Annotated in this window: 20 protein-coding genes and 2 tRNA genes; 1 reads left to right on the top strand and 21 read right to left on the bottom strand. The window is 35.6% G+C overall.

Going from position 1 to position 16,341, the window contains the following annotated elements; translation table 11 throughout:
• Position 1 precedes the first annotated feature (1 nt).
• The 16 genes from N7548_RS03970 to N7548_RS03895 form a co-directional block, all read right to left on the bottom strand.
• The gene (locus N7548_RS03970; RefSeq protein WP_263608133.1) at positions 2-715 is read right to left on the bottom strand and encodes a hypothetical protein; all 714 of its coding nucleotides are present in this window, start codon (positions 713-715) and stop codon (positions 2-4) included.
• Positions 716-732: 17 nt separating this feature from the next.
• Entirely contained in the window at positions 733-1,302 is a 570-nt protein-coding gene (locus N7548_RS03965; RefSeq protein ID WP_263608132.1) for a hypothetical protein, read from the bottom strand.
• Positions 1,303-1,326: 24 nt separating this feature from the next.
• Positions 1,327-1,908 (bottom strand): hypothetical protein, encoded by a 582-nt coding sequence (locus tag N7548_RS03960; protein WP_263608131.1) that lies wholly within the window; start codon positions 1,906-1,908, stop codon positions 1,327-1,329.
• Positions 1,909-1,920: 12 nt separating this feature from the next.
• Positions 1,921-2,565 (bottom strand): hypothetical protein, encoded by a 645-nt coding sequence (locus N7548_RS03955; RefSeq protein ID WP_263608130.1) that lies wholly within the window; start codon positions 2,563-2,565, stop codon positions 1,921-1,923.
• Between the two features lie 228 nt (positions 2,566-2,793).
• Complete coding sequence (gene zupT / locus N7548_RS03950; protein WP_263608129.1) at positions 2,794-3,582, bottom strand: zinc transporter ZupT; 789 nt, start codon at positions 3,580-3,582, stop codon at positions 2,794-2,796.
• 121 nt (positions 3,583-3,703) lie between these two features.
• The gene (locus tag N7548_RS03945) at positions 3,704-4,645 is read right to left on the bottom strand and encodes a GGDEF domain-containing protein (protein WP_263608128.1); all 942 of its coding nucleotides are present in this window, start codon (positions 4,643-4,645) and stop codon (positions 3,704-3,706) included.
• A gap of 17 nt (positions 4,646-4,662) precedes the next feature.
• Entirely contained in the window at positions 4,663-5,220 is a 558-nt protein-coding gene (locus N7548_RS03940; RefSeq protein WP_263608127.1) for a hypothetical protein, read from the bottom strand.
• Entirely contained in the window at positions 5,217-5,729 is a 513-nt protein-coding gene (locus tag N7548_RS03935) for a hypothetical protein (protein ID WP_263608126.1), read from the bottom strand. Before N7548_RS03935 ends, N7548_RS03940 begins: the two co-directional genes overlap by 4 nt.
• A gap of 133 nt (positions 5,730-5,862) precedes the next feature.
• Positions 5,863-6,627 (bottom strand): TspO-related membrane protein, encoded by a 765-nt coding sequence (locus tag N7548_RS03930; RefSeq protein WP_263608125.1) that lies wholly within the window; start codon positions 6,625-6,627, stop codon positions 5,863-5,865.
• Between the two features lie 102 nt (positions 6,628-6,729).
• Positions 6,730-7,173 (bottom strand): GNAT family N-acetyltransferase, encoded by a 444-nt coding sequence (locus N7548_RS03925; protein ID WP_263608124.1) that lies wholly within the window; start codon positions 7,171-7,173, stop codon positions 6,730-6,732.
• 1,238 nt (positions 7,174-8,411) lie between these two features.
• Positions 8,412-9,509, bottom strand: a complete 1,098-nt coding sequence (locus N7548_RS03920; protein ID WP_263608123.1) for a hypothetical protein — start codon at positions 9,507-9,509, stop codon at positions 8,412-8,414.
• A 252-nt stretch (positions 9,510-9,761) separates the two neighbouring features.
• A complete protein-coding gene (locus N7548_RS08920) occupies positions 9,762-10,496 on the bottom strand; it encodes an InlB B-repeat-containing protein (RefSeq protein ID WP_263608122.1) in 735 nt (244 codons plus the stop codon).
• Between the two features lie 305 nt (positions 10,497-10,801).
• Positions 10,802-10,892, bottom strand: a tRNA-Ser gene (locus tag N7548_RS03910).
• A gap of 60 nt (positions 10,893-10,952) precedes the next feature.
• Positions 10,953-11,975 (bottom strand): PTS sugar transporter subunit IIC, encoded by a 1,023-nt coding sequence (locus N7548_RS03905; RefSeq protein ID WP_263608121.1) that lies wholly within the window; start codon positions 11,973-11,975, stop codon positions 10,953-10,955.
• Positions 11,976-12,013: 38 nt separating this feature from the next.
• Positions 12,014-12,808 carry an alpha/beta fold hydrolase gene (locus N7548_RS03900; protein ID WP_263608120.1) on the bottom strand — a complete coding sequence of 265 codons (795 nt, stop codon included), beginning with the start codon at positions 12,806-12,808 and terminating at the stop codon, positions 12,014-12,016.
• A gap of 73 nt (positions 12,809-12,881) precedes the next feature.
• The gene (locus N7548_RS03895) at positions 12,882-13,412 is read right to left on the bottom strand and encodes a putative immunity protein (RefSeq protein ID WP_263608119.1); all 531 of its coding nucleotides are present in this window, start codon (positions 13,410-13,412) and stop codon (positions 12,882-12,884) included.
• Positions 13,413-13,463: 51 nt separating this feature from the next.
• Between N7548_RS03895 and N7548_RS03890 the strand changes: the two genes are divergently transcribed.
• Positions 13,464-14,012 carry a YdeI/OmpD-associated family protein gene (locus N7548_RS03890; protein ID WP_263608118.1) on the top strand — a complete coding sequence of 183 codons (549 nt, stop codon included), beginning with the start codon at positions 13,464-13,466 and terminating at the stop codon, positions 14,010-14,012.
• On the opposite strand, the gene N7548_RS03885 is transcribed toward N7548_RS03890, so the two are convergent.
• The 5 genes from N7548_RS03885 to N7548_RS03865 all read right to left on the bottom strand — a co-directional run bounded on the left by N7548_RS03885 (position 14,013) and on the right by N7548_RS03865 (position 16,334).
• Positions 14,013-14,450 carry an NUDIX hydrolase gene (locus tag N7548_RS03885; protein ID WP_263608117.1) on the bottom strand — a complete coding sequence of 146 codons (438 nt, stop codon included), beginning with the start codon at positions 14,448-14,450 and terminating at the stop codon, positions 14,013-14,015.
• Positions 14,447-14,953 carry a GNAT family N-acetyltransferase gene (locus N7548_RS03880; RefSeq protein WP_263608116.1) on the bottom strand — a complete coding sequence of 169 codons (507 nt, stop codon included), beginning with the start codon at positions 14,951-14,953 and terminating at the stop codon, positions 14,447-14,449. The genes N7548_RS03885 and N7548_RS03880 overlap by 4 nt, the downstream gene beginning before the upstream one ends.
• 50 nt (positions 14,954-15,003) lie before the next feature.
• Positions 15,004-15,462, bottom strand: coding sequence for a hypothetical protein (locus N7548_RS03875; RefSeq protein WP_263608115.1), 459 nt, complete (start codon positions 15,460-15,462; stop codon positions 15,004-15,006).
• A gap of 60 nt (positions 15,463-15,522) precedes the next feature.
• A complete protein-coding gene (locus N7548_RS03870) occupies positions 15,523-16,044 on the bottom strand; it encodes an AAA family ATPase (RefSeq protein ID WP_263608114.1) in 522 nt (173 codons plus the stop codon).
• Between the two features lie 205 nt (positions 16,045-16,249).
• Positions 16,250-16,334, bottom strand: a tRNA-Leu gene (locus N7548_RS03865).
• Positions 16,335-16,341: the final 7 nt, after the last annotated feature.

The following is a 16,341-nucleotide window of genomic DNA, read 5'->3' as shown; positions in this document are numbered from 1 at the left end:
ATTACCACGCTCCGTCGTCCCAAGGTCTATTTGGCAAGCCCCAGTTGATGACTGGTCCTTCTATGGATTGAACTGCTTCAATGATGAATCCCAACTGTAAACTGTAGCTTGCATCATAAAGGTTGAATGGTGTACTACCAAAATCCGCTACGAATGTGATTTCTTGAGGGGTCGTATCTGGATTTCTCTTGACTGTGTTGGTGTAATAGAAAAAGCCATCGTTATCGCGATTATCATAGAAATATGGGTTAACCATATCGTTGGTATCCATATAATTGAATGGCATTTTGGTCGGTTGTGTAATCGCAACCTCATAACTCTTACCACCAGAAATATAGGAGAGGGTCAATTGTTCATAAACCCCAATTCTCATATAAGATTCGACATTGCTTAATACATCGATGTTAACTCTTAAGTTCTTGATGAATTGTGGGTCATCTGGATTCGACAAATTGACACGATAAATGCCAAACTTGGTAAATGTGCCTTGACCATCCACGGTATATTCATATTCAATATCGGTGGTTTTTGTTTGTAAAACGTCAAATTCATCGTAATATTCAAAATACGCTTCAATTTGAACACTGACTTCACCGACAGTAACCACCGGATTAGACGTATTTGTGTTTGTTAGCCATCCTGCAATCGAGACCACGGCTAACGAGGCCAACAAGACGAACGTGATGATCATTTTAGTTAAATTTTTTGTCTTCATGTTAACCTCCTTTAAGTTTATGGGATTTGATCCAAGCGGACTTCAAAATACCCAATGGTAATCGACTCGCTATGTAGGGTGTTGTTGATGGTAGGTTCAATTTGAATCGTGAAATCAAACGTCAAGGACCCTTCAAAAGGTAAAACATAATTGCTAAAGAGGATCACATCGGTTGAATTCAAGTCAAGACTTGTATTGACCGATGTCGTCGGATGCACAAAATCAATGGTCAATAAATTGAATAATGCATTATCGGTTGGTAATATGTCTTTCACCGTGAGGTCTAAATGACCATCGGCTGTACCTGTGTTATCAATAATCAATCTAAAGGTATAGACTTGGCCAGGCATTAAGTTCGTAAAATCAATCCCAGCAGCGGTAATTTCAGTATACCCACCATCCAATACACCATCGTAATTGGCGTCATTGGCTGAATATAGTGCCGCGTCCACCGTGATGGCACCACTGGTAAACACCACGGGTTCGGATTGGAATCTCGCGATGATCCAAGCGAAAATGCCAGTGGTGAGCAATGCGAGCACCATGACAAAAATCACGATACTTTCAATCAATCTTAATTTTTTCATGGTGTCACCTCCTGTTAATGGACGTTATTGTCCAGTAGAAAAGTCGTAATTGGTTGACCCTAAGGTAGCCCAATCGATGAAAGGACCTTGTTTGGCTTGAAACGTTAATGTCAATGAAACGGTTTGACCGATGTGTTCATTACGAATCACATAGCCATCGAGTTTAAGGGACAATAACACTGGAATGTTTAGAACCGATGTCGGAATCTTGTATTTGCCAGGTTCTGAAATCGAATCTGTATTGGAACCACGGTAGTAATAATAACCATCCGTTTCCAACACCCAGTCACTATTAAATTCATACACTGTAAAAATGTCTTCTAAATTCACAGTACCCAATAATGAAGTAGATGCGGTGACACTGAATCGAAGTTCTGTGTCGACCGATGAAGCATTGTTTAATGAAAATGGGGTTTCAACCAGTTCTTGTGCTGGCATCACGAAATCGGTCACAAACGCACCGTCCCAAGTGAAGGAGACTTCTCCTAAGGTTAAATCGATACTGCCGGTTTCTTTACGATCAAAATAATAGGCATATACCGTGGTTGCTAATAAAATCAATGTTAAGACCATACTGATGGTCAAACCTAAGAGTCTTTTGTTCATATGTGTTCCCTCCTAGGCATCGAATACTGCAAGCAATGAAGCGATGCGCATGATGCCTGCTTGGTATTCTTGTTTACTGGTATTTGGATCCATTTGAATGGAAAATTCTATGAAGACAATTTGACTGATTGGGATATTAACGTTGGTGATAATGGTGATATCTTGTGATGCATCAATCAAGTTATTCAAACGATAGTTGGAAAAAGTTTGTCCTTCAAATGTAAGAGGTGTGGTTGAATTGAGTGGCAGATTATTCACTGATGCGTTTACACTCACTTCTCCGTCGACGATATAAAAAACATTGCGCATGTCATAACCCGCATTGGGGTTATCACTAGTAACGTCATTGAAGTATATGCTCGCAACCACTGAGGATGTCGAAAGATTTTCGATGGTTACGATAAAATCAAATAAATCCCCTGGTAAGCTATTGTTCAAGAAGGCAGTCATTTCTGCTTCTGTGGTGATGGTTGAATATGACCCACCATTTTTACGCACTTGGAATACAATCTCAGCTTCATAATTATTCACTGGGACCACAAACTCATTGACCCTTGAAGTATCAGATAATGCGAACCATGCGAAAGAGGATGCAGAAAAAACCAGTAGCGACAAAATGAACATGATGATGGTTACACTCATGGATTTGTGGTTCATGTGGTTTCTCCTCTCTTTCACTTAACTATGTTAAGGGGCTTTTCGATGTTTAAATTATACCATCTTTCAAAAATAACCGTCAAATCGATGTTAATAATTCCTTAATAATTCATAAATTTAGTCCATAACCCCATAATCCGAATAGATAAACACACATTTACCCATAAATATGCGTCATTTTGGCATAATAAAAGGAAGTCTAATAACTTCGCCTTAAATGATAATCATTTAAACAAACAACACCAAACTGAGAGCCATGATGGCCATCCCAGTGATCAATCCATAAATGGCGATGTGGTGTTTCCCGTATTTTTCAGCGGTTGGTAATAACTCATCGAGTGATATATAAACCATGATCCCTGCCACCAAACCAAAGACGAATCCAAACATCGCATCCGTCAAGAATGCACTGAGCAGGAAATAGCCCAATAAAGCCCCTATCGGTTCGGACAACCCGGATGCGAAAGAGTATAAAAATGCTTTCTTTCGTGAACCAGTTGCTTGATAAATAGGTACGGCTACAGCGATGCCTTCAGGTACATTGTGGATGGCAATCGCTACAGCAATCCCGATCCCCAAGGTTGGGTTTTGAAGCGCAGCGATGAACGTCGCTAAGCCTTCAGGAAAATTGTGTATCGCGATGGCTAGGGCAGAAAATAATCCCATTCTTAATAATTTATGGTCTTTCGCTTTCATTTCACTCACATCTCTAATTTCATGTGGGTTTTCTTTATCAGGTACCAATTTGTCGATCAATCCAATCAAGAATACACCTGCAAAAAACGATAGCGTGGTTAAGATATAACCGTTTTTAACACCGAAATCTAAAATGAGTGCGTCTTTCGCTTTAACAAATATCTCGACAAATGAAACATAAATCATCACCCCAGCAGATAAACCCAAAGCGAAGGATAAGAATGTCTTTGAAGCAGCTCTTTTATTAAACGCTAGTAGCGATCCAATACCGGTAGATAACCCTGCAAATAGGGTTAGTAAAAATGCTTGTAATATGGTCATAGTATAAACTCCTTATTTGTAATTATTTTATATAGTAATGATAATCGATTTCTATTTCAACTTCAAAACTAATGAAAATAATTCTAAATAGTCACCATATTTATACTAAAAAAGAGGCTATTTAGGCCTCTTCATGTTGTCTAGTTTTTTCAATTTCATAAATATATTGATTCTTGCCCATACGTTTTGCTTTATACAACAACATATCGGCTTTTCGAATGACATCTTGACGCATATCCGCTTGAACGATACCCATCGATACAGTCATTCGTGTGTTTGAAATCGGCGACTGGATTTGTCGGACTTGGCTTAAAATACCTTCTGCCATTTCTCTCACATGGTCTTCTGTATCAAATAACAGTCCCACAAATTCATCGCCACCATTACGGTAGAAATGTTTATGATCGTTTGAGTAACTTTTCAGGATATTGCTGAAGGCGATGAGGCATTGATCACCAGCGACGTGTCCATCGTGATCATTGACTTCTTTGAAGTTGTCGATATCGAGATACATCACATGAAAGTTCTCATTTTTGTATCGTTTTCCATAATGAAAATCGAGGGTGTATTTATTGAATAAACCTGTTAAGGAATCACGATGCGATTTCGCATAGTTTTGTTCTTCCGCATCCATGACATCACTGACATTGGTGATGAAATAGGCTGATAGTGCCGGATTTGCATCCACCACAAATCGCGAAACCGTAATCCAAACGCGTTGTTGTTCTGCTAGAATTGGGAAAGTTACACTGGTTTGTGGTCTTATACTGAACAATTCACCATAGACATAACCATAATAATCCGTTTTTCCTGCCACATCGGCGTATGCATTGTTATATTCAAAACGTTTTAGTAAATCCGTTAGTTGGATGGATGACGCTTCTGCGAGTCCAATCAATTGTAAGGTACCCGTGATGACATATAAAATATTATCTTCAGATAAATTACTTTCCCCATACAAAATTACGCGGTCTTTGCGCACCAAAAGAATGTCTTCAACGACATCGACATTAAACTCTTCTTTTAGTGTTTTAGAAACGTGATTTAAATACGGATTGTTCATATTTCTCCCAAAAACGACTATACGTGTTGTTCATACAATTCAATAATATAATCGATAAACACTTGTTTGTCAAAGTTTTCTGAGATTTCATTCACATGTCTTATCTCACCGTAGTATCCGATGCCCTTAGCTTCAAAATAAAAATTGAGGACAAATTGAAGCGGTGCCCCAAATTTACCAGCAGGGGTTAATTGTGTTCTGATGATTAAATCCTCATGATTGATTTCTTCATCGATGTCATCACCTTTAAATAATTGTCCGCCGGAACTTCTCGATTCTTCTCTTTGTAAACTGAATGTCGTATGATACGATAAGCCACTATGTTTGATTGAATATAGATATTCATAAACAACATCATTATCCGTATGAAAACGAATGGTTGCTGGATAGTCTAATGTTTCACCTGGATGGAGTGTGAAATCCAAAATAACGATTGCTTCGTCATTCTCTAATACACTATAGAAGTCATCTAGTGAACAATAACTCTCTGAATAGGTATACGTATTCCTATAAAAACCAAAACAGCTGTTTAAACTGACCAAAACGATAAATGATAAAAAGATTAGTTTTCTCATGATGGCATCTCCCATGTTTTATTGTATAAAGCACATATGAGTGACACAATACGGTTGATTTCACTACTTGGAATTTCCTGATCATTGAGTCGACGTATGAGGATAAAACTATTACGAGTCCCTGATACATTTATGTCGAAGCCATCGGATGAAATGTTCACAAATGACATCACTTCTTGGCCCTCTTTTAACCTTAAATGGATTTCAAAATGATAATTAAGTGTGGAATCTTTACTCTGATAAATGAAGTATGGTCTACCATCCGATTCATAGGACTTTCGATTACGAATGTCGTGTTCAATGACATAACTGACATAGTAATCGTCTCCTAAATCCACTTCGGTGCTCGTAAAATAAATATTTTCTTCACCAATATAATAATCCACCCCATTGAGAAAAGCTTCATAATTATGGAACGCATCAAGATAGGGTGCTTCCATCGCTTTCGTACTTGAACTAAATGAGATTGTGATGAACAATATAACCAACAATAACCACATTTTTTTCATCAGAAGACACATCCTTTCAACGTTACTTTAACATATATCTTTGATGAATTAAATATATTTATGAAAATGTCACCACATTGTCACAAGAAAAAAACCACCCCATAGGATGGTTCGTGTCTAAAGTATAAACGAATTAATTGAGTACTCGATAGTGGTTAGTTATCCAGATAACCAACCATCCAATCATCAAAATCATCAGTAAGCTGAGATTGAAAAGGTTATAGGTTCGCGGTAAATAAGTACCCATTTGTTGAAAGTGTTTCATATAAATACCAAAATAAGCCCAAATAAATACCGCCACAAATACTAGGTTTTTGGTCATCAGCATCGTCAATAAGCCTATGATCACCCCAATAATCATCACAAGAATATACCAAGATATCTCATGATTTTGAAATATTGGCAGATCTAATTTGACCAAATAAATGGTGACATTCGCGATAAAAGCAATCGCTATCCAACCTGCATATACACTGAATGTAATATTCGTAAAATAGGGCAAATCTTTCACATAAAACACGATGAACAACAATGTAATCAAAAATACAGACATGATGAGTAAAGATAATCCAATCTTGTCATAATGCCACGCGAATAACCATGAAATGTTGAGTACACAGGTTGTCCAAAATAGCATGTGAAATAAAACAGAGTGATTTGAAAAGTATTGGTTTGGGTTAGAAGTTACCAATCGAAAGACAAATACTCCAATTAAAAGATATATGATACCCCAAATTGAAAAAGTAAACCCTGCTGGTGTGAAATAGGATGGGTAAGCATCCGATATTGCGCCAGTTGTTCGATTGTTTAAAGGTAAGATATTAGCGAGATAGTTAAAGACCAGAACGAATACATAAAACAAAACCACCAACGCTTTAAATAAATAGACTTTTGTCATTTAGATCCATCCTTTACGATTTTTTACGACGATTCATAAATTGATTTTATGTTTTGTCAAGTTAAAATTACCCTTTCTGAAAAAACTACCACTTCACATAAACTAAATATCCATTCGATAAATACTCTGCTTGGATATACCCTCATAATAAAACACGTAGCTTTTAGGTGGAAAAATTGTCTCTAAATAAACACCACCAAGTTTGTTAATTACACGCTTAGAGGCATCATTATCCTCATCACAAGAAATAATCAGATGTGTCATACCATGATACCTAGCGATAGGGTAAGTCATCATAACAGCCATTTTAGCATAACCGTTTCCACGAAAAGATTCATCAATTTCGTAACCTATATTCCCATTAATATAGGCATGTTCGTTGTGTCCAATGCGAATACTAATCTTACCAATCGTGCTGGATATCGAGTTTAGATAAATAGCATAATAATAAAATGGGATAACTTGATCATCGCCATCACAGGTTTCAATCAGTTTTAGTGTCAGTGTTTCTCCGATAATTGTTTCAAAATTACGATTGAATTCCATCTCAATACCTCAATCAATACATCTTAGACAATCAACATTTTCGTTAAGTATATTTACTTGTTTTTATTAGAAATACCTCTTCTTGAAATGAATGATTTCGCTCTTTTTCCTAATGAGCAACTAAACTTTCTTAGTCTGATTTCAGTTGTAATAATACAATCATTCGTTCCATAAGACAAGTCCAACTCATTAAGATCCATTTCATAACATCCAAAATCCTTAATTGTTGATGTAAAATCGTTAACCATTCTTAGTTTCTCATTATGAAAGAACAATAGTACGTCCTTATCAATCAATTGCGGATTTGAACAATCATAGCACTTCGTGACCAAATAGTTTTCTGGAATTTTATAATATTGAAATAGCTTAATGTTAACTGAAGAAATGAGCTCTCTCGGTATAGGTTCTAAAAACTGTCTCGGATACTTTTTTTCTAATTTGATATATGGATAGATTAGTATCAATAAAGGCATTACAAGACTGATTAATATATTCAAAATCATATTAAGCGTTTTTCCCATCATGGGTTCAATCGTTTTCTCAAGGAGAATCATACTAATAAGGCATAGAAAAAATAAAACCCAATATGAGACTCCAATAAACGAAATGAAAAGTCTATTAGATATATACCTTTGTCGAGCTGATTTATCCAACAATCCAATTCTTTTTATACGTAGTTTCTTATTAATGGACTTTGTAAACGGGTATTTGAAATGTCTCATTTGTTACTCCCCTTACTTTATAAACCGAAGTGTACTTTTTATTACCTGCAATTAAAGACAAAATCATTTTACAGTATCGTATCGAGTCCCTATTTTTTCTTTTTAGTATGCTTTCTCATTGGGAATGTGGTTCGAATAAATCCACCATTATAGAACTTGTAGTGAGTTAAGTCGTGTTTATCTTCATATTGTTGCATCTTATAACCTATAAATACAAATAACATTATCCCAGGACCAACCAAAAAGGCAATCCAGATATTTCGAAAAGAATGTGTGTCAAGATAGATCAACAAGCTTATCACAATAATCAGAAATAATGTTGTTAACCAAAAGAAAATTTTAATTCTTTTTTTTATGTACCAATAAATATCGAATACAATTTGTAGAAATGATTTGTTTTTATTAGTGTCTTTCATTATTATTGCCAACCTTTCAAATGCGTTCTATTATAACTGGTATCGAACCTTTATTTACACTATAACATCTAATTATCTTCCTTTACCCAAATCGGTTCAATTAGTGATCTCGATCAACTATGTATTGGTTTTCCTTATATATATAATACTTGATTCCAAACAGTCCATTATAATACCTCATTTCAAAGGTATCTCCAACAATGATATTAGCATATTCTTCTTCTGTTATAAATACTCTATCTCTTTCATAAAAATCATATGTGAAGTAGAAATTTTCATCTCCATCATAAATATAAGTATCTTTACCTAGAATGTCAACAATGTCAGTTGTTTGTTGACTGAAGTCAAAACTATAATTAAGTTGAAGAAAAGCAAACGATACTGCTAACCCAATGATTAAAGGGAATATTGTGATACTGACAAAATAACCTGTCGGTGTTATTAAAGCTGGTTGTTTCTTATAAAGAAAATATAAAACAATAATAGCCACAACAAGTACTACAGAACAGACAAACGCTGTTATACCAACATGATTGAACACATAATAATCATCTTGAATAATTGAAAGATAAGCAATATATCCTCCAAATATTGGAATTAATCTTGACAAGTGTTCTTTGTTATCCGATTTATAAATTTTTATATAAGTTAATATAACAAGAATTACAGAAGCCATTACCCACGACATCGCTATTCCTGAAGGTATTCTCATATTTGAAGAAAATACAACAAAAAGATAGATTGGGATACTCAGAAACACCATTATTTTCTCTTTTTTAGTAACAGATTTTGAATCAAGAATCGAAACTAAAATGCAATATAAAACGTATAAAAAAATTAGAATTATTGTTATTAATAAGGAATCAAATCTTATTGCTATTAACGAAATTATTGTGAAAACAAAACCAACCAAATACAAAACCCATTTACCCCTGTTGAGTGTTATTCTAGATTGAATTGCAGGAATGTAGTTTATACCTTTACTTTTCATATATAATGAACTCTCACCAATCATACTTTTGCGAGTTACTATCAAGTGCAATAAACTTCCAACAATTAAAATAAATCCAAAAATAGGAATAACTGAAATAAATCCACTTAGTCGAAAAACATTTACTAGAAATACCGATAGCGATATAATCAACAACCCAAATAAAAAGACAAATGCATTTATATTTCTACTCTTCCAATACCCCATAAAATTCTCCTCACTGCACGTACCATCTTATTGCTCTGCTATGATTTTCTAAGACACATAGCTACCACCCTCGATATAAAAATAGCAAGATGCAACTTTCATTTTGAAATTATGTCTAATATATAAAGGTTTGATACAATTTTAGCACCTCCACAAAATGGCTTAACAAAGTGAAATTTTCAAAATGACTGTCGTATTTGCCTTATAGGCACTTCATATAGATGAACCATTATTAGATTTGCTGTGATTACTTTACTGCCATTTTGAATAAATCTTGGTTATATTAATCAGTTTATTTTCATCATCAAATTGTTTTACTGGTATAACATCTTCATCGAAATTAAAAGGTTGATTAAAATCGGTATCTTTAAACCAGCCAACAAATTCATAACCATCTTTATATGGTGTAGGTGGTACTACATTTACTAAAGTACCCTCTGCATTGTCTACAAAATACAAAGTGTTTTCATCGATATAATATTCAATGTTTGCTGCTATAAAATTACCATATACTAGTTCACTATTAACTAAATCAAAGTAAATTGATTCTTCTAGATATACTTTCGAATTAGGAATGTTGTATGTCCATGCATACATTCTTGAATCAAAATTCAATCCACCTAGATAAACATTTACTATAATATCGTCATTATTTTGCAAGTACTCTATACTTGTCTCAACATTTATAATCGAATTTGCAAAATAAATGTTATTAGCACTCTCTATTATCAAAGGACCACTATCCTTAAGCCCAAATGTAGAGCCAATTTGAGTAACTTTAAACCCATCAAGCATAAAAGGGAAAATGAGTGTATCCTTTTGCTTTCCTTCATCACTTAATCCAATGATTGCTATTTCACCCTCAGACATACTCCATTTAGTATATATGAAATCGCCAGAAACTATAGAATCATATGGATCTCCATCTGAACAACCAACAAGAGAAAGCATTAAAACCGTAACAAATAAAATCAGTATTTTTTTCACATCATTCTCTCCTATCAGTATTATCCAAGACTTGTATAAATATTTTTTAGTATAATATTATTAAAATTATAACATAAAAAATTATCATATAAAAAGTAGTCGTGTAAATTTTTAGCACCCCACTCCAAATCGCGTAAGCAATGAAGTAGAAAATAAAATTTTACTCATTAATATTTGCAGGTCTTTATTGATATTAAAGTATATAATCACGAAAAACAGCCAAAAACGAATAAAATTTGACTATTTTTGTTAAATTCAGGTACAAAAAAAGACTTGATAGTGATATCAAGCCTATTCTAGTTAGATGGCGGAGAAATGGGGATTTGAACCCCAGCGCCGTGTTACCGACCTACGAGCTTTCCAAGCCCGCCCCTTCAACCACTTGGGTATTTCTCCAAACAGCCATTATATTATATCGTAAAATGGCAGGTTAATCAATCCTAATTGTAATTTTTTTTATAACTTCAAATCGCCTGGTTGAATTAGGTTATACTTCCTAAAAAGAACATCTGTAACATAGACCAAAACAATCGGTAATGCGATTTGTAAAACCAAAATAGCAGAGAATGCTGCAGCGTTGGTGCCCATCGCTTCAAGTGTTGCGAATTGACCTACCAATCCAGAAGTACCCATACCTGAACCCGTTGGAACGGTTTGTGTTTTAAAGATCAACGTGGATACAGGACCTAAGATGGCTGACACCAAGATGGTTGGTAACCAAATAATCGGTTTTTTGAGGATGTTTTTAAACTGTAACATCGATGTGCCTATGGCGATGGAAATCACTGTACCAATATTGTTATCTTTACGTGACATGACTGCGAATCCAAGCATTTGAACGGAACAACCGACAACCGCTGCCCCTCCCGCAATCCCGCCCAATGAAATGGCGATGGCGATGGCGGCAGATGAAATCGGTGCGGTTAGTGCCATGCCCATGATGACTGCGATGACAACGCCCATGAGGAATGGTTGTAAAGTGGTTGCTGCGTCGATGAATCTACCAATCGCTTGCATGGTTTCTTGAATCGGTGCCCCAATCAATGAAGCGACCATGTATGCGACTAGCGTACCTAAGAGTGGTACCAATAAAATATCAATCGGTGTTTTATTGGATAATACGCCTTTGAATGCTAAATAAACAGAGATGGTGACGATATAAGCGACCATTGGGTCGTTATATAGTTTGGTTGCGATCCCGCCAGATACCCCAGCCACCACCAATTTGATGCCATCCATCTTCAAAGCGATGGCCACACCAAAGCCAATACCAATGCCCATGAATGGTTTTAATATATTGGATAAGTCTAATAGCCCTTGACTCGCGAAATCAAAACCTGGTAAATACCCAAACAATTTAGAAAATTGTCCTAAAATGACCCCGATGATGAGTGTCGAGAATAACCCGATGGCCATCCCATTAAAGCTGGTAATAAAGAAATTCAATACTAATTTGCGTTTATTTTCCATATGGTTCATATACCCCCGTATATATGTGTCTATTATATTGTATCAAATCATTTCAAATGTGATTTCAAAAATGTTTGGACATGTTCAATAAATAATCTCGGTTGATCTAAAAATACAACACGTTTACTCTTATTAAAACCTTCCAATAAGGCATTTGGTACTTTTTGTTCAAATTGAATCGATGCGTCTTTGATGACTTCTTCTTCAAATTCACCACATACCACATAAATGGGATAATGCTTGGTTGGTTTGTCCCATTTGTAAAAACGATTCAATCCTTTATACGCTTTTAAACCAGAACGTTTGAATTGGGTTTGGGATGTTTTAAACTTTGTCAATCCTGTTTCTGTAATCGCTGCGATATTGGCATAATGATGAAGGTATTTTTTAAATGCAAAGAGCCATTTGAATGACAACAAAGCATTAGAGAAGACATGTTCATTGCTCACTTTTTTACAAGAATCGTGGTAGATGGAGTAACTGCCTACAGATACCAAGGCATTCACATGTTCAGGATAAATATGACCAAACCCTTGCGCAACCAAAGAACCCACATCTACGCCTAAAAAATAGGCACTCGAAATTTCTTGGTAATCCAATATACTTTTCATGATTTCAGGCATATCCTTGAAACCCACTGCACTAGAAACACCACTCTTGCCGTGACCTGGTAAATCTATCAATAGTAGTTGATAATCTTTTTTAAAGGTTACGATGATGGATTCAAACACGTTTAAACTAGACGTATACCCATGTAAAAAAACCAAGGTTGGTTTGGTCTTATTTTCATGCATCTCATAATATATTGAACAATCTTTAAATCGGATTGTATAGTCTTTCATATCATACACCTTCTTCTCATTTAGTATAACATGTAGCCTTAGGATATTTACATAGTAAATAACAAAAATGCTTTCATCCTTGAATGAACTTTGCCCAAGTACCTGTGAAGGGTTGTGCCTTAGCTTCATTCAATAGATGTAGATAAGTTCTAACTTTCTCTTCTAAAAGGCTCAGATTATTGGGTTGTTGTAAAATGAGTCCTGTCAATTCATAAATGGGTAAGCCCAAAGCATGTTTAGGGGTATGAATGACGGATAATCCTTGTGCATAGGCATGTAAATAGGCCGTAAGGATGGGGCTAGTGGTTTCTTTAGCCAATTGGTGAATGGCTAGGATATCGGGCCTCACCAACGTCATTTTGATTTCACCACGAGCCCATCTTCTACCATTTTCCAAAGCCCTTTTTAACAATCCATGATCGGTGTGAAAGTCATCTAGTACCTCTTTAAGGGACTCAACACACCTAAAAGCAAACAATACTTGTACCTTGTGTGATGCCTGTTCTAAAGCTGTTTTCAGTGGTTCTAGTAGAACATCTGTTTGTTCGACTAAAATTTTCCGTTTTTTCTGTTGTCTTTGTTCTATAATATCTATATAGTTCATCCAATCACCTAGATTTATCATATCACTAAATAGGTTTAAAGGAGGGTACATATGGATATTCTTTATTTTGAAAATACAATCGACTTTGAAGATTACTTAAATTCACATGTCAATGGTCCGAGTTTTTGGCTGAAAATCTCTAAAAAGAACGAACCCAAATTAACCGCCGACTTGGCGGTTGAAATTGCGTTATGCTATGGTTGGATTGATAGCACAAACAAGCGTTTAGACGCTGATTACTATTTAAAGTATTTCGCACAAAGACGTACCAAAAGTGTTTGGTCTACGAAGAACAAAAAGACGATTGAACGTTTAATTAGAGAAAATAAGATGAAAGCCCCCGGGTATGAAGCAGTAAAGATTGCGAAAAAAAATGGGTGCTGGGACCGTGCTGATTTACCACCAGAAGATTTTGATCTGGAGGGATTCAAGGCACGACTTACCCAAACACCCAAAGCTTATGCTAATTATGTAGCCATGTCCCCATCGATTCAAAAAACATACGCGATGAGCTACTACACACTGAAGACAGATGTCGCTCGACAAAGACGTTTTGCCGTAATTATCGCACGCTTAGAACAAAACCTAAAACCCATGTAATCAATAGTGATGAATCAGGGTTTCCCCTTGATAAACCAAATGCATTTCAAACCAAGCATCCGATGTTTGAAGTTTGTCTAAAAATAGATAGTCACCTGCCCACATGGGTAGGTTTTTTATTTGTTCGATGGGCACCCAAACGAGATTGCCTTCATCGGATGGTTGGATACTGCCTTTAAATGAATTAGATGTATACAAATACATTTTTTCAGTATAGTCTCCACTATGGAAAAAGATGTTTGCTCGGTGTTTATACGCTAAAAGCGTGAGACCTGTTTCTTCATAGGTTTCACGCAATAAGGCTTGTTCGATGGTTTCATTGGGTTCAATTTTCCCACCAATGCCTAAATACTTACCTTGATTCATATCCTTTTTTTGCTTATGAATCAAAAGATATTGTTGATTCTTTTCAATGTATACGAGAACCGTTTCAATCATAAATCTAACCTCATGAGGGTCCAATCAAGATATCGATTCTCTAATTTTATGGCTTTTAATACCTGACCATAGGATACAAAACCAAATCGTTCATAAAGTTTTATCGCGCGGATATTTTCAGATACCACTTCAAGAAAAATGGTTTCAGTAAACCCCGTACTTTTAGCATAATCAATCAAAGTTTCCATCAAAATGTGGCTAACACCTGTGCCCCAATAGGCTTTAAGCACAGAAACAGCGATTTGAAATTTATGTTGGATACGCGCTCTTGGACTACCATAGATATAACCATTCGCGATGACTTTATCCCCATCTTTGATTAAAAACATTCGACTGTAGGGTGTAGAGTTAACCGTATTCAAAAAGGCTTCTTCTTGTTCAATCGTCATCGGTACCCCTTGATGATCAAATAATAGATAGTCTGTTTCGGAACCGACTTGTTTCAAATAATCTAAGAGACCTTTCGCATCTTCTTTTTGAGCTAAAACGACTGAATATGACATAGATAAATCCTCCATACTTCTCATTATAAAAGAAAAACGCCAAAATGGCGTTATGATTCTTGATTTCTTGAACGATGTTCTTCTTTGATAAAGTTCATTTCTATCGCAACATTCTCACAATCGGCGACGCCATCGATCACATGACGTCTAGTGAATGTTCTAATGATGATTTTCCCAAAGGTATAACGAATCCCTCTGGCTTGAGCAATTCTCGGGGTGATACCCACGATCGTTGACATAGGGATGGTGACCGTTTTTGTTCGGTATATGAAATAGAAATGTTCATTGTCATATTTGACCAGTTCTCTTGGTCTACTGGCAGTCGTTACTAAATACATGAGACAAACGATCGTGAATAGTCCTGCAGTAATCAATGTTAGGTTTTGATTACCTTCCATCGTGCTGGTTAGTGCCAATACCGATAGTAAAATAAATAATGGTAAAACGATTGCTGATAATATTAAAGCAATGATGAATTCTCCATACGTTTTTTTACCAATGGTTTTCATTTAAGTTACCTAACCTTTATATGGTTTATTATACAGCATTTTTTAATACCTGACAACAGATTATTTAGTCAAATTATTTTGAATATTTTGTTCCTTCAACCATTGGTTCAATTGTTTTCTATTTTTGAATAAAAGTCTAGTGCCATGAGTCTTATGGAAGTTGACATACATGTTTTGAACACGTTTTCGCTTTCTACCTTGAACCAAAATCCAATACCTAAACTCTAAATCGAATTTTTCTATACAAGGACAATCAAAACGGTGAATCCCACGGTGTTTTCGATACCTTCGCCAGGCATTCCAGTAACAGACAAATCGGTTGTATGCTAGGAAGATGGTCAAATCACTTTCTTCAAATCGTTTTGGTGCGACACGAGAATAATTGCCATCGATGACCCAATCCGAATGTTGATGCATAAAGTCTAGCACAATAGCGTTTTGTTCCTCAAGAGTACGTTCTTGCCAATCCCCGTAAAAATGGACTGAATCTAAGTGTAGTACACTTATATTATGATGTTCTGATAATATTTTAGCTAATGTTGACTTTCCACTGCCACTAAAGCCGATGATTTGAATTTTCATGTTGTATCCTCATAGTTTATGTATTGTAAGGGGCACTAAAATATTCATGTATTATTTACAGTGCATATATTACCACAACATGCACTGTAAATCAGCATAAAAGTGTTGAATTTTATTAATCAAGCGGTACTGTTGATTTTCTAATTACCTAGCTTAGGCAATAAAAAAAGTAAAAAACGGCTCAACAGAGCCGTTATATACGAGTTGGTGCCCGAGGCCGGACTCGAACCGGCATGAGTCTCCCCACTGGATTTTGAGTCCAGCGCGTCTACCAATTTCACCACTCGGGCATTATAA

Source organism: Paracholeplasma manati, from assembly GCF_025742995.1.
GTDB lineage: Bacteria > Bacillota_I > Bacilli_A > Acholeplasmatales > UBA5453 > Paracholeplasma > Paracholeplasma manati.
Note: the sequence above shows the minus strand (reverse complement) of the source record. Positions and strands in the feature narration are given on the sequence as shown.

Bases quoted from the DNA above. Each gene is read 5' to 3' on its own strand.
- zupT (WP_263608129.1), bottom strand. From the start codon at position 3,582: ATGACCATATTACAAGCATTTTTACTAACCCTATTTGCAGGGTTATCT.
- N7548_RS03960 (WP_263608131.1), bottom strand. From the start codon at position 1,908: ATGAACAAAAGACTCTTAGGTTTGACCATCAGTATGGTCTTAACATTG.
- N7548_RS03940 (WP_263608127.1), bottom strand. From the start codon at position 5,220: ATGAGAAAACTAATCTTTTTATCATTTATCGTTTTGGTCAGTTTAAAC.
- N7548_RS03965 (WP_263608132.1), bottom strand. From the start codon at position 1,302: ATGAAAAAATTAAGATTGATTGAAAGTATCGTGATTTTTGTCATGGTG.
- N7548_RS03935 (WP_263608126.1), bottom strand. From the start codon at position 5,729: ATGAAAAAAATGTGGTTATTGTTGGTTATATTGTTCATCACAATCTCA.
- N7548_RS03890 (WP_263608118.1), top strand. From the start codon at position 13,464: ATGGATATTCTTTATTTTGAAAATACAATCGACTTTGAAGATTACTTA.
- N7548_RS03875 (WP_263608115.1), bottom strand. From the start codon at position 15,462: ATGAAAACCATTGGTAAAAAAACGTATGGAGAATTCATCATTGCTTTA.
- N7548_RS03970 (WP_263608133.1), bottom strand. From the start codon at position 715: ATGAAGACAAAAAATTTAACTAAAATGATCATCACGTTCGTCTTGTTG.
- N7548_RS03955 (WP_263608130.1), bottom strand. From the start codon at position 2,565: ATGAACCACAAATCCATGAGTGTAACCATCATCATGTTCATTTTGTCG.
- N7548_RS03885 (WP_263608117.1), bottom strand. From the start codon at position 14,450: ATGATTGAAACGGTTCTCGTATACATTGAAAAGAATCAACAATATCTT.
- N7548_RS03880 (WP_263608116.1), bottom strand. From the start codon at position 14,953: ATGTCATATTCAGTCGTTTTAGCTCAAAAAGAAGATGCGAAAGGTCTC.
- N7548_RS03930 (WP_263608125.1), bottom strand. From the start codon at position 6,627: ATGACAAAAGTCTATTTATTTAAAGCGTTGGTGGTTTTGTTTTATGTA.
- N7548_RS03900 (WP_263608120.1), bottom strand. From the start codon at position 12,808: ATGAAAGACTATACAATCCGATTTAAAGATTGTTCAATATATTATGAG.
- N7548_RS03895 (WP_263608119.1), bottom strand. From the start codon at position 13,412: ATGAACTATATAGATATTATAGAACAAAGACAACAGAAAAAACGGAAA.
- N7548_RS03920 (WP_263608123.1), bottom strand. From the start codon at position 9,509: ATGGGGTATTGGAAGAGTAGAAATATAAATGCATTTGTCTTTTTATTT.
- N7548_RS03925 (WP_263608124.1), bottom strand. From the start codon at position 7,173: ATGGAATTCAATCGTAATTTTGAAACAATTATCGGAGAAACACTGACA.
- N7548_RS03870 (WP_263608114.1), bottom strand. From the start codon at position 16,044: ATGAAAATTCAAATCATCGGCTTTAGTGGCAGTGGAAAGTCAACATTA.
- N7548_RS03905 (WP_263608121.1), bottom strand. From the start codon at position 11,975: ATGAACCATATGGAAAATAAACGCAAATTAGTATTGAATTTCTTTATT.
- N7548_RS03945 (WP_263608128.1), bottom strand. From the start codon at position 4,645: ATGAACAATCCGTATTTAAATCACGTTTCTAAAACACTAAAAGAAGAG.